This is a genomic window from Kineothrix sp. MB12-C1 (genome assembly GCF_030863805.1).
In the GTDB taxonomy this organism is placed as follows: Bacteria; Bacillota; Clostridia; order Lachnospirales; family Lachnospiraceae; genus Kineothrix.
Genome location: NZ_CP132957.1, coordinates 1772197 through 1796956, shown reverse-complemented (window position 1 = coordinate 1796956; position 24760 = coordinate 1772197). Strand labels below are relative to the sequence as shown.

The following is a 24760-nucleotide window of genomic DNA, read 5'->3' as shown; positions in this document are numbered from 1 at the left end:
AAGCGGCAGGGAAATCTTTTTAGGATTTTCCTGCCGTTTTACGGCAAAATAGATAAAAGAAATGAAGTAATATCGATAATTTCTTCGTGTTGCGATATAGACGTAAAATTCAATATATGATAAAGTAATTTAGTAAAGTATTTTAGTAAGAATAATGCGGTTTTATTTTTGGAGGAAGAGAATGGAAAATTTAGAATTACAAAAAAAAGCCAACGAAATCCGAAAAGGAGTTATCACGGCAGTTCACAGTGCAAAAGCTGGACATCCGGGTGGTTCTTTATCGGCGGCAGATGTTTATACCTATCTGTACTTTGAAGAGATGAACGTAGACCCCAAGAATCCAAACAAGGAGGATAGAGACAGGTTTGTATTGTCAAAAGGCCATACGGCACCGGGTCTGTATTCCACCTTGGCACAGAAAGGATATTTCCCTGTGGAAGATCTTAAGACCCTGCGCAAAATGGGTTCTTATTTACAGGGACATCCCGATATGAAGCATATTCCGGGTGTGGATATGTCCAGCGGTTCTTTAGGCCAGGGTATATCTGCTGCAGTAGGAATGGCACTTGGCGCTAAGTTGGACAATAAAGATTTTCGTGTATATACACTTCTTGGAGATGGTGAGCTTCAGGAAGGACAGGTATGGGAAGCGGCGATGTTCGCCGGCCATAGAAAGCTCGATAATCTCGTCGTTATCGTAGACAATAACGGTCTGCAGATCGACGGTAACGTTGATGATATATGTTCCCCCTATCCGATAGATAAGAAGTTTGAAGCATTTAACTTCCATGTAATCAATGCAGATGCTCATGATTTCGATGCTTTGAGAAGTGCATTTGCAGAGGCTCGCAATACGAAGGGTATGCCCACTGCAATTGTAGTACGCAGTGTAAAAGGAAAAGGTGTTTCTTTCATGGAAGGCAAGGCTGCATGGCATGGAACTGCTCCTAACGATGAGCAGTACGCAGTGGCAATGGCAGACTTAGAAAGGATAGGTGAAGAATTATGTCAGAAGTAAAGAAGATAGCAACGAGAGAAAGTTATGGTAATGCGCTTGCAGAGCTTGGTGCAGAATATCCTGAACTTGTAGTATTGGATGCCGACCTTGCGGCAGCAACTAAGACAGGCGTGTTCCAGAAAGTTTTCCCCGATAGACATATTGATTGCGGTATTGCAGAATGTAACATGGTTGGAATCGGAGCCGGACTTTCTACAGTAGGGAAGATTCCTTTTGTCAGCACATTCGCAATGTTTGCGGCAGGACGTGCTTTCGAGCAGGTTCGTAACTCGATCGGATATCCTCACCTGAATGTGAAAATCGGTGCGACCCATGCAGGAATTACGGTAGGAGAGGATGGAGCTTCGCATCAGTGTAATGAGGACATTGCCCTTATGAGAACGATTCCCGGAATGGTCGTTATGAACCCGGCAGATGATATCGAAGCGAAAGCGGCAGTAAGAGCGGCTATTGAGCATAAAGGGCCGGTATATCTGCGTTTTGGACGTGCGGCGGCTCCTGTCATTAATGACACGCCGGATTACAAATTTGAAATCGGCAAAGGAACTCTCTTAAGAGAGGGAACAGATGTAACGATTGTAGCTACGGGGATCTGTGTAGGCAGTGCATTAGAAGCGGCAGATAAGCTTGCGGAAGATGGAATCAGCGCAGAAGTAATTAATATATGTACCATTAAGCCGTTAGATGAGGAACTGGTTATCGCATCTGCAAAGAAGACGGGTAAGGTAGTGACTGCAGAAGAACATTCAGTTATCGGTGGCCTTGGAAGCGCCGTATGTGACGCACTTTGCAAAGCTAACCCGGTACCGGTATGTAAGATCGGTATGCAGGATGTATTCGGTGAATCCGGTCCGGCAATGGCATTGTTGGAGAAGTATGGTCTGGACGGCAAAGGTGTCTATAGCACAGTAAAAGAATTCGTCGGAAAGTGAGAAAATAAATGTTAATATTATCACCGTCTATTCTGGCGGCAGATTTCTCTATCCTTGGGAAACAGATAAGGGAAGTGGAGCGGGCCGGGGCGCAGTATCTTCATATCGATGTGATGGATGGAAACTTCGTACCTTCCATTTCCTTTGGTATGCCGGTGATAAGTTCCCTGCGGAAAGTTTCGGATATCATCTTCGATGTCCATCTTATGATTGTAGAACCGGAGCGATATATCGAAGACTTTGTCAAATGCGGGGCGGATATTATCACATTCCATCTGGAAGCAACGAGCGATCCGAAGGCTCTTATCGATAGGATTCATGAGTTGGGGAAAAAGGCAGGTATCTCTATCAAGCCGAAGACACCTATGGAGTCTATTCTGCCCTATCTCGATTCCTTGGATATGCTTTTGGTGATGACAGTAGAGCCTGGATTCGGAGGTCAACCCTATATTCCGGAATCTACGGAGCGTATCAGGCAGGCCAGGGGATATATCGATGAGCGGGGGCTCCTGACAGATATTCAGGTGGATGGCGGGATAACCGTAGATAACGTTCATGTGGTACTGGAAGCAGGGGCGAATGTTATTGTGGCAGGATCTGCACTTTTCAGAGGAGATATAGAGAAGAATGTGAAGGGAATGCTGGAGACGATGGAAGCATCCAGATAGATGAGAACTATGTTCAAAAAATTAGAAAGAAATGAGCCCTGCTGGTGCAAAAGCGGCAAAAAATATAAGGCCTGTCATGAACCTTTTGATGATAAGGTGTTACATTACCAGCGGGAAGGACATATGATACCTGATAGGGATATGATCAAGACAAAAGAGCAGATTGACGGTATTCGTGAGAGCGGGAAAGTTAATATAGCGATTCTTGATTATGTGGCAGAGCATATAAGGGAAGGAATATCCACAGAGGATATTGACCGTATGGTATATGAAAAGACAGTGGAACTGGGCGGTATTCCTGCACCCCTTCATTATGATGGATATCCCAAGAGTGTATGTACTTCTATCGATGATCAAGTATGCCATGGCATTCCGGCCGAAGATATCATCTTGAAAAGCGGAGATATCATTAATGTGGATGTATCCACAATTTATAAAGGCTATTTCTCTGATTCCTCTCGTATGTTCTGTATTGGTGAGGTGGGGGAGGAGAAGGCGAAGGTTGTTCGTGTGGCAAAAGAGTGTATGGAAAAAGGTATCGAACAAGTAAAGCCGTGGAATTTCCTCGGTGATATGGGAGAAGCCGTTCACAACCATGCACTTCAGAATGGATATAGTATCGTAAGGGAAATAGGCGGCCACGGAGTAGGAATTGAATTCCATGAAGACCTCTTTGTAAGCTATGTAACAAAAAAGGGAACAGAGACCTTATTGGTTCCCGGAATGGTATTCACGATTGAGCCGATGGTCAATATGGGGACGAATGAAATCTATATTGATGATGACAACGGATGGACGGCGTATACAAGGGATAAGAAGCCGTCCGCGCAGTGGGAAGTGACCATAGCGGTAACGGAAGAAGGATATGAGATTCTGGCATATTGACAGCATAATTTCTTTATGTTAGTCTAACAATATTAAGATACCAGGGTCAAAAACTCATGTATTTCATGCTTGCATGAAAAAACATGAATTTGGGACCCGTAAAACATGAGAAAGTAACCCGAATAGGGTGGATTTCGAATGTTGTACCCTAACCTAAGTTAGGGTTGGGATTACGAGAGCACAAAGTGCGTAGTAATCTGTAGGTATCGTATTCAAAGAAAAAAGTAAAAGCGATGACAAAGAGAGTAGATATGTGATAACTTTCCAGAGAAGATTCTATTCCTTGCAGTAAGATTGCAGCGAATGCTGAGAGGGATCGGGTGAAGACATATCGAATATGGCTTTCGAGCAGCGCACCGAACCGATGAGAACGAATCGGCAAGGCTGCGACAGGTCCGCCTGTTATAGCGGCAGGGTATTATGAGTGTATATTGTAGAAACCTACAGTACCCACAGAGGTTCGCTTCGCGAGAAGCGGATAAAGAGAAGTGGTAACACGGCTTTTAGCGCGTCTTCTTACGTAAAGTGAGATAGGCGTGCTTTTTTTATTATAGGAAAGGACTTTCCTATGATAGAAAAGCCCTGCGGGCAAATATGCGCAGCTATGCGCGGAACAAAAGCGGTGCTGCCAAAGTCATTGACTATAGGAGTATGTGAAGCACATTTTTGTTCTTTTTTAGAAAAGGAGATGTAAACATGAGTAAAGGAAAGTATTACATTACAACAGCGATTGCCTATACATCCGGCAAACCTCATATAGGCAATAGTTATGAAATCGTGCTTGCGGATAGTATTGCAAGATTCAAAAGGAAGGAAGGCTATGATGTATTCTTTCAGACCGGGACAGATGAGCATGGGCAGAAAATTGAATTAAAAGCACAGGAAGCCGGGGTTACTCCTAAGGAATATGTGGATAACGTAGCCGGAACGATTAAGGACCTGTGGAATCTTATGGATACCTCTTATGATAAATTCATTCGTACTACGGATGACTATCATGAGAAGCAAGTGCAGAAGATATTCAAGCGCTTATATGACCAGGGTGATATTTATAAAGGAGCATACGAAGGAATGTATTGTACTCCTTGTGAATCTTTCTGGACAGAATCACAGCTTGTGGACGGCAAATGCCCGGATTGTGCAAGAGAGGTGAAGCCGGCAAAAGAAGAAGCTTATTTCTTCAAAATGAGTAAATATGCGGATAGATTAATAGCCCATATCAATGAACATCCTGAATTCATACAGCCGGTATCCCGCAAGAATGAAATGATGAACAATTTCCTGCTTCCGGGTCTGCAGGATTTGTGTGTATCCAGAACTACTTTTAAATGGGGAATTCCTGTAGACTTCGCTGAAGGGCATGTTGTTTATGTATGGTTGGATGCGCTTACTAATTATATTACCGGGGTTGGCTATGATTGTGATGGCAATAGCAGTGAGCAGTATAAGAAGTTATGGCCGGCAGACTTGCACCTGATTGGCAAGGACATTATAAGATTCCATACGATTTATTGGCCTATTTTCCTTATGGCTCTGGGAGAGGAGCTTCCGAAGCAGGTATTCGGGCACCCCTGGTTATTACAAGGGGATGGCAAGATGAGTAAATCCAAAGGGAATGTATTGTATGCGGATGACCTGGCAGACTTTTTCGGCGTGGATGGAGTACGATATTTCGTATTACATGAGATGCCTTTTGACAATGACGGTGTAATTTCCTGGGAATTGATGGTGGAAAGACTCAATTCTGATTTGGCGAACACTTTGGGCAATCTAGTTAACAGGACTATCTCCATGAGCAATAAATATTTCGATGGAGTAGTGGATAATAAGAAAGCAGCCACAGATGCTCAGAAGGTTTTTGATGAGGATTTGAAGGCTGTGGTTACCGGAACCTATGAGAAAGTAGGAAGGAAGATGGAAGAGCTGCGGGTGGCAGATGCCATGACAGAAATCTTCTCACTTTTCAAACGCTGTAATAAATATATCGATGAAACAGAGCCGTGGGTGCTGGCTAAAGGAGAAGAGAACAGAGACAGATTATCCACTGTTCTCTATAATCTGGTGGAAAGTATCGTGATAGGAGCCTCTCTCCTGGAGCCTTATATGCCCTCAACAGCAGAAAAGATTGCAGCACAGTTGAATACTTCTCTGCGTGGTTTCGAAGAACTCGGCGCTTTTGGTTTGTATCCGTCCGGAAATAAAGTGACCGATAAACCGGAGATTCTGTTTGCCCGTCTGGATGTGAAGGAAGTTTTGGAGAAGGCTGAGGCTCTTTTCGCAGGAAGAAATGCGGCGGAAGCTGTGGCTGAGTCACCGGAAGAGGTGAAGGAAGAGGGAATAGATATCGAAGCGAAAGCAGAGATTTCATATGATGAATTTGCAGCGATGCAGTTCCAGGTAGGAGAGATTATCGCTTGTGAAGAAGTCCCCAAATCGAAGAAGCTTCTTTGTTCCAAGGTGCGTATCGGCAGTCAGGTGAAGCAGATCGTATCCGGTATCAAGCAATACTATTCAGCAGAGGAAATGGTCGGTAAGAAAGTGATGGTACTCGTTAATTTAAAACCGGCGAAGTTAGCCGGTGTACTATCCGAAGGAATGCTTTTGTGTGCGGAAGATGCAGAGGGAAATCTGGCGCTCATGACTCCTGAAAAGGCGATGCCGTCAGGTGCCGAAATTTGCTAATTTCATGAACTTTTTATTAAAATCTTAAAATTTAATATGTTATAGTGTATAATGGGTTCACGGAAGACGAAGTTTCTTTGTCTGAGGTGAACTCATTAATGTTACAGGCAAATGCAGGCATTTTTGGATGCAGACAGCCATACAAAAGAATAGAGGATTACTGTTCACGGAGTGAAAAGTAACAATGGAGGGGATTTTATGGTAAGAAAAAAAGAACTATATTTTGACTCTCGCGATAACGTTAGTAAAATCCATGCAGTACAGTGGATTCCTGATACGGACAAACCAATTTGCATTCTGCAGATTATCCATGGTATGGCAGAATATGTGGACCGTTATGATTCCTTTGCGCAGTTTATGGCGGATAAGGGAATCTTAGTCGTAGGTGAGGACCATTTGGGACATGGGAATTCTGTTGTAGAGGGTAAGCCTTGCGGATACTTCTGTGAGCAGGATGCTGCGACAGTGGTGGTAAGGGATTCCCATCGATTGAAAAAGATGATTCAGCAGGAATATCCGGGCGTGCCTTATATTATCCTGGGCCATAGTATGGGGTCTTTTATCCTGCGTAATTATTTACTCCGATATGGTACAGGAATACAGGCGGCTATTATCGTAGGCACGGGGACACAGCCCGGAATATCGCTTCTGGCAGGCAAAGCGATTGCTGCTGTGCAAAAGGCTGTTTATGGCGCAGAACATAAAAGCAGGTTGTTAAATGCAATATGCTTTCTTGGTTATACGAGCAAAATAAAGAATAAGAGCACGGCGATGGATTGGCTGAGCAAGGATGAATCGGTGGTTGAAGCGTATTTAAAGGATGAAAAATGTGGTTTTACTTTTACTGTAAATGGTTTTCAGACTCTTTTTGAATTAATAGGACGGCTTAACAAGAAGGAGAATCTTCATAAAATGCCAAAAGATCTTCCGGTCCTATTCGCATCGGGGGCAGCCGATCCGGTGGGAAATTATGGAAAAGGGGTGAAAATGGTATGTCGTTCCTTCCTTGATACGGGTATGAAGAATGTACAGATGAAGTTATATGAAGACGGCAGGCATGAAATATTAAATGAAACGGATAAAAGAAAAGTGTACGATGATATCTATTTATGGATATTATCCGTTGTATAAGGATGAGAAGAAGGAGAGGTTATTATATTATGAAAAAGTGGTTGATGATACTTGGCGTGTTATTGCTTACAGGATTATTCGGTATGGATGCATCCGCGAAAGAAGAGGGGAAAGTTGTGGTTGCTCTCGGTGCAGACCTGACAGCGGAGCAAAAAGCTACGGTATTAGAGCTTATGGGAATATCGGAGCAGCAATTGGCAGGGTATGAAGTAGTTTATGTAACGAATGAGCAGGAACACCAATATTTGGATGAATATTTAAGCTCTTCCGTTATCGGAAGCAGGTCTTTATCCAGTGTAATGCTGAAAAAGGGTGCGGCCGGCAGCGGTGTAACCGTAACAACGAAGAATATTAATTACTGTACGACAGGGATGTACCGCAACGCTTTATTAACTGCGGGGGTAGAGGATACAGAAATTATTGTAGCGGCTCCGACACAGATTTCGGGAACCGCTGCTTTGATCGGTGCGGTGAAGGGCTATGAAAAGATGGCAGGGGAAGTGATATCCGATGCATCTCTTTCCAACGCACTGGATGAACTCATTACGACAGGCGAACTCGCTAAGGCGGCAGAAAATGTAAGCAGTGATGATATTGAAAAATTAATTGCATATATTAAAGAAAAGGTAGCGAACGGAGAGCTGGAGACGGATGAGGATATTCGTGCAGCGGTAGAAGAAGGGGAAGAGAGATTTGGCGTAACGCTGACAAAGGAAGAAGTAGAGAGAATTGTCAGCCTGATGAATAAGCTGGAGAGCATGGGATTAAACAGCGATTATTTAATTAGCCAAGCAGAAAAGTTATACAAAAAATATGGTACAGATATTGTTAATCATGCGGACGAAGCCATTAGTGAAGCGGTAAACGATGCGGTAAAAAATGCTGCCAACGGCTTCTTTAAGAGCATTAAAGATTCTGTAACAGATTTTTTTAATGGCCTCTTTAATAAGTAATGGTACTTTTGGACTAAAAAACTTATAAAATTGTATATAATTTGTTGTAATATATATAAATATTCGTTATAATTACATGTGTTGGATATTTGAAGGGACAAAAGTAATGACAGAGGGTGAATTTTCTTACGATATTCGAATGGCATATATGGATGAATGGGAAGAATCTATTGCACTCGCGTGGAAAACTTTCCTCCAATTTGAAGCAGAGGATTATGAACCGAAGGGTGTTAGGAGCTTTGAGAACTTTATTACTGACAATACGCTGTACCGAATGTTTATTATGGGAGCATACCAGATGTTCGTTGCAGTGAGCAATCACAAGATCATCGGAATGATTACAGTTAGAAGCAATTCCCATATATCTTTACTGTTCGTGGATGAGAAATATCATAGAAGAGGTATCGGTAAGGCTCTTATACTTCGTCTGTGTGGATATTTGAAGACAGAGTTGGGAGTTGATAAGGTCACTGTGAATGCTTCACCTTTTGGTGTGGAGTTTTACCATAGAGTAGGGTTTTGGGATCTGGGAGTGGAACAGACGGTCGATGGCATCCGTTATACACCGATGGAAATATCCTTAGATGGAATCTAATAGAGAAAAAAGAAAGAAAAGAGACAGGTATGGGAAGAATTTTTGACATGGACAGTCCGGTCATGCGTTTTTTGACAGTAATGGCGGATTTAATGATATTGAATATTTTAACAATAATTTGTTGCATTCCAATTATTACAGCGGGAGCATCCTTAACAGGACTCCATTACGTTCTGCTTAAAATGGCACGCAATGAAGAAGGATATATTGTAAAGTCTTTCTTTAAATCATTTAAGCAGAATTTCAGACAGGCGACAATTATATGGTTGATTATCCTCGCTTTCATTATAATTTTTATTGGGGATATTATGATTTTTAATTATGCGGCTATTGAGTTTCCGAAAGCACTGCGTATTTTCTTAATCGTTCTGGGACTATTTATGCTGATGGTTGCTATTTATGTATTCCCGGTACTTTCCAGATTCGATAACACGGTGATGAATACAATTAAGAATGCGCTGTTTATGTCTATTTTAAGTTTTCCAAAGACATTGCTTATGCTGATTTTATATGCATTGCCGGTAGTAATTTTTTACTTTACACCGATAGCGGCGCCGCTCATTTTCCTTTTTGGAATCTCAGCACCATCTTATTTTGCGGCAATGTTATATAGTGGGACCTTTAAAAAGTTTGAACCAGAGGAAGAAGAGATTATAGATAGATTTGAGATTAATGGTAAGAATGATGAGGTAAATTAATTGGGGGATGGCTATGACGGATAGGCAAACAAGAACTGCTATTGTACAATGGTTAGTACCGGCCATTCTTTTGATAGCGGTTGTTATCGTAATGTTATTTAACTTTTCAGCAAAAAGTAGTCAGTCTGCGGCCGAAGAAGTAGAAAACAGTATGATGAATGTAGCCGAAAAATATGCCACCAAGATAAATCATGAATTAGTATCTATGGCAGATGCGGGAAAAACTGTGGGCTACCTTATGGGGACGCATATCGAATTTAATAAACAATTTGCTTCTAATATGGCAGAGGTTCTATGTGACAACTCCAGAGCGTATGCCATTGTTTATTGCGATGCCTATGGAAATGCAACACGCCAGGATGCTGCTAAAATTCAAATGAAGGATGTTAGCTATTTCACGGAAATATATGAAGAAACGAAGGAAAAAGAGGGTGTTATTAACGAGCAGACAACAGCCTCTGAGGAAGAGGCCATAAAATATATTTATGTGCAGGACGATGAAATCGGCCTATCGAGAGAAGCGATAGTAGCCATTATTTCTCTTGGAGCAGGGGAAAATGCAGATAAGCTGTTAATGTACTATCCCGTTGAGTATTTCAAGAGCCTATTTAGAAAATCAGAATTTGATGCGGATGCTTTTTATTTTCTTATCAATCCTGAGGGAATGATTTTAGCATCGACTGATTATGAGAGCGAGTTTCTAACCGGAGAAAATATATGGGCAACGCTAAAACAAAATGGAGGTTATTCCGATACGATAGCGAAGGCTACAGTTCGTATAAAGAATAAAACTTCGGGAAGTTTTAGTGCAGTTGTGAATGAAGAAGAAAGAAAGCTTATCTATACACCGATTGGAATCAATAGATGGACCTTGGTAGTCGGTGTGAATCAAAGCTATGTGAATAATTTGCAAAGCAGGGAGTGGAGCAACGCCAAGCAGATGGTTTATCAGTTGGTGGTTGCCATTTTGGCATTCCTTGGTCTGCTTATGGCCATTAATATTATAGATAGGATCAAAAGTAGAGAGAATAGTAAAGAGTTGGGAGAGAAAGCGGATACGGATCTTCTTACAAGCCTGAATAATAAGTTAGCAACAGAACGAAAGATTAAGGAATGGATGCTCAATCATCCTCAAGAACAGGCGATGTTGTTTGTATTCGATATCGATAATTTCAAGAAGATTAATGATACGCTCGGCCATGCCTTCGGCGATGAAGTGCTTCGTTCTTTGGGGCATCAGATTGGTTCCATCTTCCGGGCTACGGATGTAATTGGAAGGACCGGGGGAGATGAGTTCACTATTTTCTTAAAGCATTTGAATGAAGAAGCTCTTATTGAGAGGGAAGCTAAGAAGTTATGTAACTTTTTCAAGAATTTCCAGGCAGGTGAATATGTAAAATATGCGGCTACAGCGAGCATTGGAGCAGCAGTTTATCCTAAGGATGGCAAGGACTTCGAAAGCTTGTATAAGGCAGCAGATAATGCGCTCTATACGGCGAAAAGGCGCGGCAAGAATCAATTAGCTTTCTTCGGTGATGAAGAGTTAAAGAGTGCAGAGAAGAAACGAGTGGAAGAAGTGAGCCGGAAAAGAGGCTAGGAAGCCGTAGGCTGAATGGTAACAAAAAGATGCTGGCATTAAGATTTGTACAATGTGTATAGGATGAAAAAGAAATGTTGTTCAAGTTGACGCTGCCAATGAAAAAACATATGGATTGTAAGCAATTTCTACAATGTGTCAGAAAATCTTTGTGGAATGTTGGTATAGCATAAAGATAGAGGATTCGGTATACTAAATTCATACTTAAAAGAATGATTTCGAAAAATTCGGAATTGGGAAGCAAAGATGATTAGGAGGCAAATAAAATGGCAAGTTTATCATTAAAGAATATCTGCAAAGTTTATCCTAACGGATTCGAAGCAGTAAAAGACTTTAATCTTGAGATTACAGATCAGGAGTTTATTATTTTCGTAGGACCGTCAGGATGCGGTAAATCTACAACGCTCCGTATGATTGCAGGTCTGGAAGATATTTCTTCCGGAGAACTGAAAATCGGTGACAGAATAGTTAACGATGTGGAGCCTAAGGACAGAGATATCGCAATGGTATTCCAGAACTATGCTCTCTATCCTCATATGTCAGTTTATGATAATATGGCTTTCGGTCTCAAATTGAGAAAAGTTCCGAAAGATGAAATCGATAAGATGGTAAAAGAAGCAGCTAAGATTCTTGACTTAACACCTCTTCTTGAGCGTAAGCCCAAGGCTCTTTCCGGTGGACAGAGACAGCGTGTTGCTATGGGTCGTGCTATCGTTCGTAACCCTAAAGTATTCCTTATGGACGAACCTCTTTCTAACTTGGATGCAAAGCTCCGTGTACAGATGCGTATAGAGATCGCTAAATTACATCAGAGACTTGGCACAACCATCATCTACGTTACCCATGACCAGACAGAGGCTATGACCCTTGGTACAAGAATCGTAGTTATGAAAGATGGTCTTATCCAGCAGGTAGATACACCTCAGAATTTATATGAGAAGCCTCATAACCTTTTCGTAGCAGGATTTATGGGATCTCCTCAGATGAACTTCTTAGATGCAGAAGTTGAAGTTAGCGGCGATGTAGCAAGCCTTAAAGTGGCAGGCAATAGCATTCCTCTTCCTCCTGCGAAATCTAAAAAGTTAATCGAAGGCGGTTATGCAGGAAAGAAAGTAACATTCGGTATTCGTCCGGAAGACGTATATGATTCCGAAATGTTCATCGAGACATCGAAATGCGTATTCGAGTCCAACATTAAGGTATATGAATTGCTCGGTGCGGAAGTTTACTTGTACTTCGATTTAGCTGAGTTCCCTATTACAGCAAGAGTAGATTCTCGTACAACAGCAAGACCTGGCGATACCGTTAAGTTTGCATTCGATGTAGAGAAGATTCATGTATTTGATAAAGAGACAGAGCAGGTTATTACTAACTAAGCTTCAGAATGATTCGGAGGATGCGAAAGCATCCTCCATTTGTATCTGCTTAGCAGGTCTGCGCATTTACTGCGCTGACCATAAGAATATGTGAAAATGCAAGTGAAGGTACTGAACTGTTACCCCCATTTTTGACTTGCACTGTGGTTTAAAATAATTTATCATAAAGAAAGAAATAAAAAGAGGAATTTGTTTGTGGAAAGGCATGGTTTATAAATATGGTATCAAGTCAAATAATCAAGACAAGCATTGAGGAATTGCATGCGATAACAAAAGTAGATATAGGAGTTTTCGATTTAAATGGGGTGGAAGTTGCTTCTACCTTTGAGATGGAGAACGCTTTTTCGGGTTTGATTGCAGACTTTGCAGCATCTCCGGCAGACAGTCAGGTTATCGGTAGCGAGCATCTGTTGAAAATCAGAGATGAAGGGGAACCGATGTATGTTTTAGTGGCAAAAGGGGGCGGTGACGAAGCCTACATGATAGGTAAGATCGCAGTCAGCCAGATCCAGAACTTGATTATTGCATATAAGGAACGTTTTGATCGAAATAATTTCTTCCAGAATCTTTTGTTGGACAATCTTCTTCTGGTTGATATTTATAATAGGGCGAAGAAGCTCCACGTAGAAGTTAGCGTACCCAGAGTCGTTTTAATTGTTGAGACGAAGGCGGAACGGGATATGACAGCGACAGAATTGCTCTCGGGGATGTTTTCCAGCCAATCAGGAGATTATATCACTGCAGTAGATGAAAGTAACGTCATCCTAATTAAGTCGCTGAAAGCAGGTGAAGGCTATGAGGAAATAGAACAAATGGCCGATACCATCGTGGATATGATGAATATGGAAGCGATGCTGAATGTAAGAGTGTCGTACGGTACGATTGTGGGAGAGCTTAAGGATGTATCGAAATCATATAAGGAAGCGAAGATGGCTCTCGATGTAGGAAAGATATTTTATGTGGAGAAGAAGGTAAATGCTTACAATACACTCGGTATTGGAAGGCTGATTTATCAGTTGCCCGTGAATCTGTGCAAGATATTTATTGAAGAAATATTCGGAGACAGAGCTCCGTTAGATTTTGATGAAGAAACACTTACTACCATTAATAAGTTCTTCGAGAATAATCTGAATGTATCGGAGACCTCCAGACAGTTATTTGTGCACCGAAATACGCTCGTTTATCGTATCGAGAAGCTGGAGAAGAGTACCGGGCTCGATATTCGTACCTTCGATGATGCGCTGACCTTTAAGATAGCACTGATGGTCGTGAATTATATGAAATATCTGGATACACTGCAATACTAGAAAAAAGGAAGATATAGTTAGAGCTAAGGCAAGGTACATATTGCCTTAGCTTTTCTTTTGGAGAAATTCCCCGTTCTCCGGCGCTACTCTGACATAAAAATGTTGCATAAGGAATAGAATTAGATAGACAAGGCCTAGCCTGTACAAATAAGGGATTGAGGGGGGAACAGAAGTGGCTTATTATGATAAAAAAGTGATATATCTTTCTTATATGGAAGAAGAAATGAAGATTAAGAGTGCCGGATTTATTAAGATTGAAAATAGAGAGGGCGATGTGAAGTTAGAAATGCGAATTTCTGGCCTGCTTATGCTTATAGATGGAACATATGAAGTTCAAGCTTTCACTCGAACAAAAGGAATACATACGCTTGGCAAAGTATATATGCATCAAGGTATGGGAGAGTGGAGTGCTAATTACTATGGTGGAAAAATAGCCGGGGAATCTGTAAACTATGGGGATATCTCAGAAATAAAAATAAATTTTCCGGGGAATAAATACATCGAAGGAAGGATCCCTGAAGTGACCAAGGTTGAAAAAAAAGCCCCTTCAAAAGTTGAAAGGATATTTTCAGCTTTTGATTTAGACTCCGCTGAGGCAGACAAGGGGTATAGTGTAAAGCAAAACAAGAAAGAAATTAAAAGAGAAAATAAAAGACAAGAATCACAAGAAAAATCCGGGGAGAAACTACAAGGCAACTCAGAAAATAGATGGGAAGAGAAACTACAAGGCAACTCGGAAAATAGATGGGAAGAGAAACTACAAGGCAACTCGGAAAATAGATGGGAAGAGAACCTACAAGGCAACTCAGATAGTAGATGGGAAGAGAAACTACAAGGTAAATCAGAAAGTAGGCGGGAAGAGAAACTACAAGGCAACTTAGAAAATAGATGGGAAGAGAAACCGGCAAATAAATGGGAAAATAAAACCGAAGACAAATGGCTGTATAATGAGAATTCTTCAACGAAAGATAAAGAGCCTGAATTAAAGGCAGGAAGTTTGCCGGGTTGCTCGCCCGGAGTTGAAGAATATAGGAACGGGAGGCAGGAAGAATGCATTAAGATGGAGCAGGTAATACTAAATGATAAATGGCAGCAGCTAATGCAAGTATATCCTGTCGTACATCCTTATGATGATGATAGGAAATATGTTTCCATCGAACCGAAAGATTTCGTTATTATGACGGGGGATTATCAGCACCTGGCTAATAATAGTTTCTTGCTTCATGGCTTTTATAATTATAGGCATATTGTCTTAGGTAAGGAAGCAGATCCGAGTGATCCCAATGGTAGTTTTTACTTGGGAGTGCCGGGCGTATATTATGAACGTGAAAAGATGGTAGCTTTGATGTTTGGTTTTGAGGCATTCGAGTGTAATGGAGGAAGAGCGGAACCCGGCAAATTCGGCTATTACCTTCGTAAGGTCAAAATTTAAAAGCTTTCCTATGACGGAGGAAAATATAAAAATTTTTTAATAAGTAAAAAAGGCAGTTCCTAAAAAGGACTGCCTTAAAATATTTATCTCAATACCGTGCGTTCTGTGTTGAGTAATACCAATACACGTTACCTTTACAGTTAACTCCGCCAGGCACCCTCACGGCACATGAAAGATTCTACTTAGTGCTGCTTTGTTCCCAACCTGACACGATTCGTAGATTTCCATTGCGTGAGACCCAAACTTCAACGCCACTTATAAAGGGCAGCTATACCAGCTCAAACCCGCGACAGAACATCACCCCTACTAGAGCGGATTGTAGGTACAGGGCACCGCTAACGCCCCGGCTGCACGGTTTTTTAAGTATACTGTTTTTTTGTAATTTTGTCAATAATGGAAGTGCTATGTATCGTCATGGAGGAAGTGCCAAATATAGTCATAAAGTGCTTAGCTTACGCCGCGAAGCGCTACATTAGGGACAAAAGGCTTGATAAGCTCAATAAATTCTTCCATTTCTTTCTTCTCATAGGCATGAAAACCTTGTTGGATTGCCTGTTCACTGTCTTTATATTCTTGGAGAAAATATGCCTTAACTTCTCCTAATTCTTTGGCAAGTGCACATATGTCATCCTTTGTATGGAATTCTTTTATGATAGTTGTTCGGAATTCGTAAGGAATTTCGCTGTTTTGGATGCAATTTATAGAGTTTCTTATTTCATTCGTATTAATTCCTTTTATTCCGGATGTTTCTCCATATTTTTCCATACAGTTCTTTATGTCCATAGCAATATAATCCAGAAGATTATCTTCCAATAGTTCTCGAATCACGTCAGGTCGATATCCGTTGGTATCCAGCTTTACTAAATATCCCAACTCCTTAATGCGTTGGATAAAATTACGAAGTCCGGGTTCTAAAGTAGGCTCGCCGCCGGAAATACAAACGCCGGTTAAAATTCCTCTTCTTTTTTCTAAGAAGGCAAAAACCTCTTCTGCCGGAATTACAGGTTGAAGTTCGGGGGTAAGGACGAGGCCGCCGTTATGGCAAAAAGGGCATCTGAAATTACATCTTCCCAGGAAGATGGTAGCGGCTACATGGCCGGGATAATCCAAAAGTGTAGTTTTATTCAAACCGTAAATAGTGGGCATAAGGGAGTCCTTTCTGCATAAGCGAGTCGTGAATACTTGCTATTTTTCTTATGTTTATATTATACTTGTTAGGAAATACATTTCAAGTTTGAATTTTTCGAATAACTATTCAGCAGGTCTGCGCATTGACTGCGCTGACCGTAAGAATACGTGGAATAGCAAAGCAATCTTTGCTTTTGTGACTGTGAGGGTACTGAACAGTTACTTTTCCGAATAGACAGGAAGGAACGAGATCTACATGAATATAGATGAAAAATATATGAAGTCAGCCTTGAAACAAGCACAGAAGGCATATCAATTAGGAGAGGTTCCGATTGGATGTGTGATTGTTCATGACAGGAAAATAATAGGCCGCGGGTATAATAGAAGAAATACCGATAAGACATCTTTGGCACATGCGGAAATAACAGCGATTAAAAAAGCGAGTAAGAAGATTGGCGATTGGCGATTGGAGGAATGTACGCTCTATGTTACGCTGGAACCTTGTCAAATGTGCGCCGGAGCTATTGTACAATCCCGCATAACAGAGGTCGTAATGGGAAGCATGAATCCCAAAGCGGGCTGTGGCGGCTCCATTTTAAATATTTTGGAGATGCCTCAATTCAATCATCAAGTGAAAGTAAGCCGTGGCGTTCTTGAAAAGGAGTGTAGCGAATTGCTTACGCTGTTTTTTAAAGAGCTTCGTATCCGTAATAGAGAAGAGAAGCTCAGGCTGCGCACTGATTCATGATTAATTGCCTTTATCTCTTTATTTTAGATGCAAAGAAAAAAGATTTATGATATAATTTCGGCATAGAGTCGGAAGAAGAATATCAGTAATGGAATATCATCAGAAAAGAGGTAGGAATTATATGGAATTCATAATTTTAGGCGGCGGATTACTTATTATCATTATAGCAGTTATTATAGCGGCGGTATCTTCTGTGGTAGCGGCAGTGGCGGCGGATTCGGATGATGTTGAATTCTAATCACAGGTTTTCAAAGAGATAACGAAAAGATGTCAAAGAGATAAGGTATGTATGAGAATTTTTATAGGATGTTTTTCAGATGGAATTATCTGTTTGAGAGGCATTCTTTTCTTTTTACCCTAATTAGGGGGATAAGTGAGGTGTTTAGATGATACTAAGTGTAAGCAGGAGAACGGATATCCCGAATTATTATTCGGAATGGTTTTTCAACCGGATAAAAGAAAAATATGTATATGTAAGAAATCCTATGAATATCCACCAAGTGAGTAAGATAAATATTTCGCCGGATGTGGTTGACTGTATTGTTTTTTGGACAAAAAATCCGGAACCAATGTTGAATAAGCTGGAGCACCTAAAAGACTATAAATATTACTTCCAGTTTACGCTTACCGGATATGGAAAAGATATAGAGCCATCTTTACCTCATAAAAGGGATGAAATGATTCCGATATTTCAGAGGTTATCTGAAATGATTGGAAAAGAGAAGGTGGTTTGGAGATACGATCCAATCGTTATTACGGATACTTATTCTGAAGAATATCATCTGAAAGCCTTTCATGAAATTGCTTCAAATTTAAATGGATATTGTACAAAGGTAGTAATCAGCTTTATTGATTTCTATGTTAAAACAAAAAAGAACATGACGGATATTGAAACGATAGATAGAAATCAAAAAGAGCTAATTGATTTTTCGGCAAAATTGGCCGAGATTGCAAGAAAGAATGATATGGAAATTGAGACATGTGCGGAACCGATTGATTTATCCTCTTGTGGAATTAAGCATAGCAGTTGTATCGATAAACGTTTGATTGAAAAAATAATAGGGAGCACTATTAAAGTAAGAAAAGATAAAAATCAAAGGGAAGAATGCGGATGTGTGGAAAGTGTTGAGATTGGTGCATATAACACATGTTTAAATGGATGCAAATATTGTTATGCGAATTACAGCGATGAGCGGGTAAAAGCAAATAGGGACTTATATGATGTTCATTCACCAATACTCTGCAGCAAGATAACGAAAGAAGACAAAATAACGGAGAGAGTCGTAAAATCTATCAAAGAAGAGCAAATAAGCTTTTGACATCCGCTCTGTATAGTGAAAAATATCTAAAAATATTCCACCCTTTCGAAAATCTGTTATCTGTAATAATGTGAGGAAGCGTAATATACTTTAAGCAGCTGATAACTTAAATCTATAATTGCAGGGAGGAAAATAATGAAACGAAAAATAATGGCAATGTTACTTTTAACAGCTATGACGGTCGGCACACTTACAGGATGCGGCAGCAGTCGTGAAGCAGCGGCACCGGCAACGGAGAATAAAACAGAAGAGGCAGCACCGTCCGAAGGAGCTTCTGAGCAGAGCGGAGAAGCAAAAGAATCTTCAGAACCGGTTACCTTGAAGATATTCTCAAACCTGCCGGACAGGAAGAACGGTCAGGGACTTGTGGAACAAATGGTCATCGATGAATATACAGCGGCCAACCCGAACGTAACGATCGAGGTAGAAGCCCTTGATGAAGAGGCTTATAAGACAAAGTTCAAAGCTTATGCAATGGACGGTATGCCGGATGTGGTAAGTATCTGGGGACAGCCTTCTTTCCTTGATGATGTTCTCAATGCGGGTGTTCTGGCAGAGTTAAATGAAGCGGATTATGCGGACTATGGATTTGTTTCCGGTTCTCTGGATGGATTCAAGAAGGATGGTAAACTGTACGGGCTTCCTAGAAATACGGATATTATGGCTTTTTACTATAATCAGAAGATGTTCGATGATAATGGCTGGAAGGTACCGAATACTTATGATGAGTTGCTGGCGCTTGCGGATAAGATTAATGCGGCAGGAATCGTTCCTGTGGCAATGGACGGTGGAGACGGGTGGCCGATGGCAATCTATCTGACGGACCTGATTGTAAAGATTAACGGCAGCCATGGAGATGTGGTGTCAGAGGCGATAGCTTCTGCTGATTTTTCTAATCCGGTATTCCTGGAAGCTACCGAATTATTGGCGAAGTCCGCAGAAGCCGGTCTCTTCCAGACAGGATACGATTCTCAGGACTATGCGACAGCAATGAACTTATTTACTAACGGTCAGGCGGCTATGTTCTATATGGGAAGTTGGGAATCTTCTATGGCTCTTAACGAGGATATCGACGAAGCGATCCGCACTAATATAAGAGCATTTACAATGCCTGTTGTGGATGGAGGCAAAGGTAAGGCGACAGATATCGCCGCATGGAATGGAGGAGGATATGCAGTTTCCGCGAATTCTGAGGTGAAGGATGAAGCGATTAAATTCTTAAATTACTTATATCAGTCGGATAAATTATCCAGATATGGATGGGAAAATGGTATAGGTATGTCCGCACAGGATCAAAGTGCTTATATGAGTGGACAGGAGACAGAACTGCAGAAGCAGTTTATGGATATTCTCAATGGTGCGACCAGCGTTTCCGGAACCCCTATCAACGACTGCGGACCTTCCGTATTCAAGACCGTAATGGAGAGTGAGATTCAGAATGCTTCTAATGGAGCGACGGATGCACAGGCGTTCCTGGAAGCAATCGGAAATGCATGTAAGTAGGGAGTATTAACATATATAGTATAAATATAGGCGGTAGGCGTAGGGTTGGCATATTTATATGCCGACCCCGTTTATCAAGAGTATGTTAGAACCGGAGGGATTGAAGTGCAGAAACTATATAGCAATAAATTCGTGATATTTTCCCTTGTATTTCCCGGATTATTAGTCTTTTTCTTCGCTATATTAGCTCCTATCTGCTTAAGTGTGTATTATGGGTTTACTTCTTATTCGGGAATGGGAAGAGCGGAGTTTATTGGATGGGAAAATTATAAGACACTTTTATACGATACAAACTTTGGGCGTTCCCTTATGAATTCCCTGCTTCTTGCCATTGGGTTTATTCTGATTCAGCATCCTATTGCAATTGTAGTTGCGGCAGTTTTGGATAAATTACAGGGCAAGGCGGAAGGAGTTTTTCGCTGTATCTATTTTATACCGAATGTGATTTCGGTGGCTGTGATCGCATACCTGTGGAAATTCATTTATAACCCGGATTTCGGCTTGCTGAATAATATTCTAAAGGTGTTCGGCTATCAGGGAAAAATAAACTGGTTCAGTAATGAATTAGCAATTTGGTCCGTACTGGTTGTTCTGATTTGGCATGGTTTTGGATGGGGTATGCTCATTTATTATACGGGAATTAAGAATATAGACCCTGTTTTATATGAGGCTGCTTCCATCGATGGAGCGGATCAGGCATCCACTTTCTTGAGAATCACACTTCCCCTTATGAAGCCGGTGATTCAGGTGAATGTAACAATGGCGATTATCTCCGCTCTAAAGCAAATGGAGACGGTATATCTGTTAACGAACGGGGGACCCGGCAACAGCACACAGTTTGCAGCTAATTATCTATATCAGCAGGCATTTAAGGCATTCCGTTACGGATATGGTAATGCCATCGGAGTGGTATTCATTATTATATGTCTGTTAGCAACGGTATTCTTAAATAAATTATTCGCAGATAAAGAATTGGCATAGGAGGATATATAATGCAAATAGTAAAGAGAACTTCCTTATGGCTCATCCTTATTGCAGTGGCGGTAATACAGATATTTCCCTTAATATGGCTTGTGAACTTCTCTCTCGCAAGCAGTAATGAAATGTTCACAACAGGATTACTGATTATACCGAAGAAAATACAGTGGGATAATTATGTAAAGGCTTTTGTGGACGGGCATTTCCTTCTTTATTTGAAAAATAGTATCTTAATTAATGGGCTGGCTGTTGCCCTTGTCATTATAATTTCCATTATGGCGGCTTTCGCCTGTAAACGGATGAAATGGAAGCTTTCCAATTTGGTGAAAACTCTTCTGGTAGTCGGTATGATGATTCCTATTCATGCCACACTTCTGCCGAACTATAAAATATATCATGCAATGAATTTAACTGATACCATATGGGCTCTTTTGATTCCTTACGTGGCCTTTTCCCTTCCTCAGGGAATGTTCCTGATGACGAGCTTTTTACATGCTGTTCCGGTGGAATTGGAAGAGGCGGCAGTCGTGGATGGATGCGGTATTTACAGGATTGTATTTCAGATAGTAACCCCTCTATTAAAGCCCTCCATCGCTACGGTAGCAATTATGACTTTTCTCAATAACTGGAACGAATTCATGATGGCAAGTACATACTTAAGCTCACCCAAGTGGAAGACCCTTCCCTTCTCCGTACTCGAATTCACCGGGCAGTATTCTTCTAATTATGCTGTGCAATTTGCAGTTATGGCACTTACTGCAGCTCCTGCCGTTATCGTCTATATCATTTTGAACAAACATATTACAAAAGGTGTAGCCATGGGAGCGGTAAAAGGTTAAACTTAAGAAAAAGCATAGACTTGAGGGACAGAGATGGGGATTAGAAAAGTAGGACGCTTGATATCATACTTTAATATCAGGCAGAAAATAATCTTTTATGTCTATCTGGTGATCAGCCCGATTTTCATATTGATTACAACCTTTATTTTAATCAGCAATTATAATGATACAAAATATAAACAGATAGAAGCCGATAGCAACGTGGTAAGAAGTTTGGACAAGAGTATTAGTGTTATCCAGACCGAATTATCCGATTTATCGGTTTATATTTGTATTAACAGCGATATTGGGGCAATTTTATTGAGCGACGATCCCGGTCAATTGAGTGAGGATTCCAGATTGTGGTACAGTAAGGCTCCTATGAAAATCATTCAGGATATTATCGCCCTGAAAGGATATATCAAGACGCTTGCGATTTACCCGGAGAATGGAGTGAAGCCTTATCTTCGTTGTATTGATTCCAGCGTACACATGCCGGATATAGAGTCAGTGAGGCAGACTGCAATTTATCAACAAGCTCTGGAAAAAAGAGGAGATATCATATGGAGCCGTGTGAACTATGGAGAAGATGGTATTTATCAGGCGAATTATACGGATAAAATCGTCATGTACCGGGAAATCTTCGATATGGCTAAGAAAGAAAAACTGGGATATCTCGTATTAGGCATTAATGCGGAGAAATATACCGATTTATGTAAGACGGCTGTGGGACAAGAAAATGAAGGTATTATCATTTTAAGCAGCGAAGGAAAGGAACTGACCCGTTACGGTACGGTGGATGAGGAAATCCTTTCTTATATTTCCGGAGAAGAATATTTGCAGCAGGATCATAGAAAAAGAGCGGTTTATTTCGAGCATGGAGCTTATAACGTATTTTGCAGCCAAGAGCAGAAAAAAGGGGTAATTGTCTGCAAAATGGTTCCTAAGAGTAATGGGGGAAAGCAGCTTAACAGCATTATGATCACACCCATTTTAATGCTCATAGGATTGTTGTTCGTCCTATGGCCTCTGCTCGAATTGATATCCAATATTATTTCGAGGCCGCTCCGGCGCCTTTGTATTGCTATGAATCAATTTCAAGGCGGCGATTTCAATCAGCAAGTGATAGTGGAATCTCAGGATGAAATTGGTGAGGTGACAGAATGCTTTAATCATATGGTATTGTCCATCAAAGAGTTAATTGATCGAAACTATGTGATGGCATTGAAGGAAAAGGAGAGTGAGCTTATCGCTCTTCAAGCGCAGATCAATCCTCATTTCCTGTATAATACATTGGATTCCCTATATTGGCGTACGCAGTCACAAGGAAATGAGGAATTAGCAGAAGATATTCTGGCATTATCACAGCTATTTCGCCTTGTCCTTGGGCAGGGTAAGGGAATTATTCCGGTCCGCATGGAAAAGGACTTAATTACTAATTATCTACATATCCAGAAAATGAGATTTAATAAACGGCTGGAATATGAAATTGATATAGAGGAAGACATTCTGGATGAATCTATTCCTAAGTTGATTTTGCAGCCATTTGTAGAAAATGCGATTGTTCATGGATTCGAAGGAATGGAAAAGGGAGGCTTCCTAAAGGTAACAGGAAAGCGTCAAAATGAGCAGCTTATCTTTATGATTAGTGATAACGGCATAGGAATGACAAAGGAACAAATCGATGCCATTTGGAATATCGAAGATACGAAACGTTATGCGAATCAGAGAATCGGTCGTTATGCAATTAAGAATGTGAAGGAGCGGTTGGAACTCAAATATCGCCAGAACTTCGAATTGTTGATCACCAGCAGGCCGGATCGGGGAACCGAGGTTATTATTAGTCTTAAGATAGACGATACCAAGCCTGAGAAGCAAGGGAATATAGATGAACTTTCTATAACCTTGTAGATATTGCAATTATCACATATTAGAATCGGAAGGAGGGAAGCCTTGTGGGAATAAAGTTATTGGTTGTGGATGATGAGGATAATATCCGTAACGGAATCTCCAATTATATCCGCCTGCACAGCGACCGGGTAGATAAGATATATACGGCTTGTAACGGGCAGGAAGCCATCGATATTATAGTGCGTTCCCGTCCCGAAGTGATGCTGCTGGATGTACAGATGCCGGGAAAGGATGGGTTGGAGGTGATGAAGGAGGCGAAAACTCTGGATATTCTTCCGATAACGATTATACTTAGTGGATATGATGAGTTCAAATATGCCCAGGCGGCTTTAAAGTATGGTGCGAAAGAGTATATGCTGAAGCCCTGCCGTTCCACGGAAATATTGAAGATGGTGAATGAAGCTATCGGTGATATTCTCGGCGAGGAAAGTAAAGAAGGCGAAGGGAATGAGGTGACGGAGAATTACTTGGTAAATCGGGCAGTGGAATATATCAATGAACATTATAATGAGAATCTTACACTGGCAGGGGTGGCGAACAAGGTGGAAATCAGTGCCAGTTATCTTTCTTCTCTCTTTTCAGGAAATATGAATTGCTGTTTTGTAGACTATTTGAACGGAATCAGGATTGAGCATGCTTGCTTCTATCTCAGGCAGAACCGGATGAAGATATATGAGATTGCTTTTAAAGTGGGATTCCATGATGAGAAATATTTTTCTAAGGTATTTAAGAAGGTGAAAGGAGTGTCCCCGGCACAATTTAAGAAGGAGGATAGGAAGGGGGGAATGACCCATTGATGGTATGAATTAGTAAATGTGCACAAATAGAATATAGTAAAAGTATAAATTTAAGGGAAAAAACTTTGTAGATATTGACGAAGATGTAAATATTGACAGTTAAAGTGCTGAATGATATGATTAGTTTAACGTTAAACTAATAAAAACTATTTTTGTAAGATAAAGAAAAAGCCTTTTAGCAGATAGATGTGGGGTTTTACGTAAAAAAATTGTATTAATATGAGAAGAAAAGTAAATTCAATAAGTTTAACGTTAAACTATAACGTAATGGGTATTCATAAAAA

Annotated in this window: 21 protein-coding genes and 1 other RNA gene; 20 read left to right on the top strand and 2 right to left on the bottom strand. The window is 40.8% G+C overall.

The features are described 5' to 3' along the window. Positions 1-181: 181 nt before the first annotated feature. The 13 genes from RBB56_RS08335 to RBB56_RS08275 all read left to right on the top strand — a co-directional run bounded on the left by RBB56_RS08335 (position 182) and on the right by RBB56_RS08275 (position 15274). Complete coding sequence (locus tag RBB56_RS08335; protein ID WP_306721911.1) at positions 182-1018, top strand: transketolase; 837 nt, start codon at positions 182-184, stop codon at positions 1016-1018. Further along, the gene (locus RBB56_RS08330; RefSeq protein ID WP_306721910.1) at positions 1006-1950 is read left to right on the top strand and encodes a transketolase family protein; all 945 of its coding nucleotides are present in this window, start codon (positions 1006-1008) and stop codon (positions 1948-1950) included. The genes RBB56_RS08335 and RBB56_RS08330 overlap by 13 nt, the downstream gene beginning before the upstream one ends. An 8-nt stretch (positions 1951-1958) precedes the next feature. Continuing rightward, a complete protein-coding gene (rpe, locus tag RBB56_RS08325) occupies positions 1959-2618 on the top strand; it encodes a ribulose-phosphate 3-epimerase (RefSeq protein ID WP_306721909.1) in 660 nt (219 codons plus the stop codon). A gap of 9 nt (positions 2619-2627) precedes the next feature. Continuing rightward, a complete protein-coding gene (locus tag RBB56_RS08320) occupies positions 2628-3503 on the top strand; it encodes a methionyl aminopeptidase (RefSeq protein WP_306721908.1) in 876 nt (291 codons plus the stop codon). A 696-nt stretch (positions 3504-4199) separates the two neighbouring features. Beyond that, complete coding sequence (gene metG / locus RBB56_RS08315; RefSeq protein ID WP_306721907.1) at positions 4200-6185, top strand: methionine--tRNA ligase; 1986 nt, start codon at positions 4200-4202, stop codon at positions 6183-6185. Between the two features lie 198 nt (positions 6186-6383). Beyond that, positions 6384-7316, top strand: coding sequence for an alpha/beta fold hydrolase (locus tag RBB56_RS08310; protein ID WP_306721906.1), 933 nt, complete (start codon positions 6384-6386; stop codon positions 7314-7316). Between the two features lie 29 nt (positions 7317-7345). Next, complete coding sequence (locus RBB56_RS08305; RefSeq protein ID WP_306721905.1) at positions 7346-8269, top strand: DUF1002 domain-containing protein; 924 nt, start codon at positions 7346-7348, stop codon at positions 8267-8269. Between the two features lie 106 nt (positions 8270-8375). After that, positions 8376-8864 carry a GNAT family N-acetyltransferase gene (locus RBB56_RS08300; RefSeq protein WP_306721904.1) on the top strand — a complete coding sequence of 163 codons (489 nt, stop codon included), beginning with the start codon at positions 8376-8378 and terminating at the stop codon, positions 8862-8864. Positions 8865-8893: 29 nt separating this feature from the next. Then, positions 8894-9562: a YesL family protein gene (locus RBB56_RS08295; protein ID WP_306721903.1), complete on the top strand. Its 669-nt coding sequence runs from the start codon at positions 8894-8896 to the stop codon at positions 9560-9562. A gap of 13 nt (positions 9563-9575) precedes the next feature. Then, positions 9576-11159, top strand: coding sequence for a GGDEF domain-containing protein (locus RBB56_RS08290; RefSeq protein ID WP_306721902.1), 1584 nt, complete (start codon positions 9576-9578; stop codon positions 11157-11159). A gap of 266 nt (positions 11160-11425) precedes the next feature. Then, entirely contained in the window at positions 11426-12535 is a 1110-nt protein-coding gene (locus tag RBB56_RS08285) for an ABC transporter ATP-binding protein (RefSeq protein WP_306721901.1), read from the top strand. Between the two features lie 218 nt (positions 12536-12753). Continuing rightward, positions 12754-13842, top strand: a complete 1089-nt coding sequence (locus RBB56_RS08280) for a PucR family transcriptional regulator (RefSeq protein ID WP_306721900.1) — start codon at positions 12754-12756, stop codon at positions 13840-13842. A gap of 172 nt (positions 13843-14014) precedes the next feature. Continuing rightward, complete coding sequence (locus tag RBB56_RS08275; protein WP_306721899.1) at positions 14015-15274, top strand: hypothetical protein; 1260 nt, start codon at positions 14015-14017, stop codon at positions 15272-15274. 94 nt (positions 15275-15368) lie between these two features. Here the strand turns inward: RBB56_RS08275 and ffs are convergent. After that, positions 15369-15629: signal recognition particle sRNA large type (ffs, locus tag RBB56_RS08270), an RNA gene on the bottom strand. A gap of 92 nt (positions 15630-15721) precedes the next feature. Further along, positions 15722-16420, bottom strand: a complete 699-nt coding sequence (locus RBB56_RS08265) for an anaerobic ribonucleoside-triphosphate reductase activating protein (RefSeq protein WP_306721898.1) — start codon at positions 16418-16420, stop codon at positions 15722-15724. Between the two features lie 238 nt (positions 16421-16658). On the opposite strand from RBB56_RS08265, the gene tadA reads away from it, so the two are divergent. The 7 genes from tadA (at position 16659) to RBB56_RS08230 (ending at position 24476) form a co-directional block, all read left to right on the top strand. Then, positions 16659-17150, top strand: coding sequence for a tRNA adenosine(34) deaminase TadA (gene tadA / locus RBB56_RS08260; RefSeq protein ID WP_306721897.1), 492 nt, complete (start codon positions 16659-16661; stop codon positions 17148-17150). Positions 17151-17536: 386 nt separating this feature from the next. Further along, positions 17537-18469, top strand: coding sequence for a DUF1848 domain-containing protein (locus tag RBB56_RS08255; protein WP_306721896.1), 933 nt, complete (start codon positions 17537-17539; stop codon positions 18467-18469). A 135-nt stretch (positions 18470-18604) separates the two neighbouring features. Next, the gene (locus RBB56_RS08250; protein ID WP_306721895.1) at positions 18605-19972 is read left to right on the top strand and encodes an ABC transporter substrate-binding protein; all 1368 of its coding nucleotides are present in this window, start codon (positions 18605-18607) and stop codon (positions 19970-19972) included. Positions 19973-20077: 105 nt separating this feature from the next. After that, positions 20078-20953: a carbohydrate ABC transporter permease gene (locus RBB56_RS08245; protein ID WP_306722116.1), complete on the top strand. Its 876-nt coding sequence runs from the start codon at positions 20078-20080 to the stop codon at positions 20951-20953. 11 nt (positions 20954-20964) lie between these two features. Beyond that, positions 20965-21789, top strand: a complete 825-nt coding sequence (locus RBB56_RS08240) for a carbohydrate ABC transporter permease (protein ID WP_306721894.1) — start codon at positions 20965-20967, stop codon at positions 21787-21789. Between the two features lie 33 nt (positions 21790-21822). Continuing rightward, positions 21823-23679 (top strand): sensor histidine kinase, encoded by a 1857-nt coding sequence (locus RBB56_RS08235; protein WP_306721893.1) that lies wholly within the window; start codon positions 21823-21825, stop codon positions 23677-23679. 44 nt (positions 23680-23723) lie between these two features. Next, complete coding sequence (locus tag RBB56_RS08230) at positions 23724-24476, top strand: response regulator transcription factor (RefSeq protein WP_306721892.1); 753 nt, start codon at positions 23724-23726, stop codon at positions 24474-24476. The last annotated feature ends 284 nt before the right edge of the window (positions 24477-24760 follow it).

Excerpts from the sequence above, each read along its gene's own strand:
- RBB56_RS08295 (WP_306721903.1), top strand. The coding sequence starts at position 8,894 with ATGGGAAGAATTTTTGACATGGACAGTCCGGTCATGCGTTTTTTGACA.
- RBB56_RS08250 (WP_306721895.1), top strand. The coding sequence starts at position 18,605 with ATGAAACGAAAAATAATGGCAATGTTACTTTTAACAGCTATGACGGTC.
- RBB56_RS08240 (WP_306721894.1), top strand. The coding sequence starts at position 20,965 with ATGCAAATAGTAAAGAGAACTTCCTTATGGCTCATCCTTATTGCAGTG.
- RBB56_RS08335 (WP_306721911.1), top strand. The coding sequence starts at position 182 with ATGGAAAATTTAGAATTACAAAAAAAAGCCAACGAAATCCGAAAAGGA.
- tadA (WP_306721897.1), top strand. The coding sequence starts at position 16,659 with ATGAATATAGATGAAAAATATATGAAGTCAGCCTTGAAACAAGCACAG.
- metG (WP_306721907.1), top strand. The coding sequence starts at position 4,200 with ATGAGTAAAGGAAAGTATTACATTACAACAGCGATTGCCTATACATCC.
- RBB56_RS08235 (WP_306721893.1), top strand. The coding sequence starts at position 21,823 with ATGGGGATTAGAAAAGTAGGACGCTTGATATCATACTTTAATATCAGG.
- RBB56_RS08265 (WP_306721898.1), bottom strand. The coding sequence starts at position 16,420 with ATGCCCACTATTTACGGTTTGAATAAAACTACACTTTTGGATTATCCC.
- RBB56_RS08285 (WP_306721901.1), top strand. The coding sequence starts at position 11,426 with ATGGCAAGTTTATCATTAAAGAATATCTGCAAAGTTTATCCTAACGGA.
- RBB56_RS08280 (WP_306721900.1), top strand. The coding sequence starts at position 12,754 with ATGGTATCAAGTCAAATAATCAAGACAAGCATTGAGGAATTGCATGCG.
- RBB56_RS08290 (WP_306721902.1), top strand. The coding sequence starts at position 9,576 with ATGACGGATAGGCAAACAAGAACTGCTATTGTACAATGGTTAGTACCG.
- RBB56_RS08320 (WP_306721908.1), top strand. The coding sequence starts at position 2,628 with ATGTTCAAAAAATTAGAAAGAAATGAGCCCTGCTGGTGCAAAAGCGGC.
- RBB56_RS08305 (WP_306721905.1), top strand. The coding sequence starts at position 7,346 with ATGAAAAAGTGGTTGATGATACTTGGCGTGTTATTGCTTACAGGATTA.
- RBB56_RS08330 (WP_306721910.1), top strand. The coding sequence starts at position 1,006 with ATGTCAGAAGTAAAGAAGATAGCAACGAGAGAAAGTTATGGTAATGCG.
- rpe (WP_306721909.1), top strand. The coding sequence starts at position 1,959 with ATGTTAATATTATCACCGTCTATTCTGGCGGCAGATTTCTCTATCCTT.
- RBB56_RS08255 (WP_306721896.1), top strand. The coding sequence starts at position 17,537 with ATGATACTAAGTGTAAGCAGGAGAACGGATATCCCGAATTATTATTCG.
- RBB56_RS08300 (WP_306721904.1), top strand. The coding sequence starts at position 8,376 with ATGACAGAGGGTGAATTTTCTTACGATATTCGAATGGCATATATGGAT.
- RBB56_RS08310 (WP_306721906.1), top strand. The coding sequence starts at position 6,384 with ATGGTAAGAAAAAAAGAACTATATTTTGACTCTCGCGATAACGTTAGT.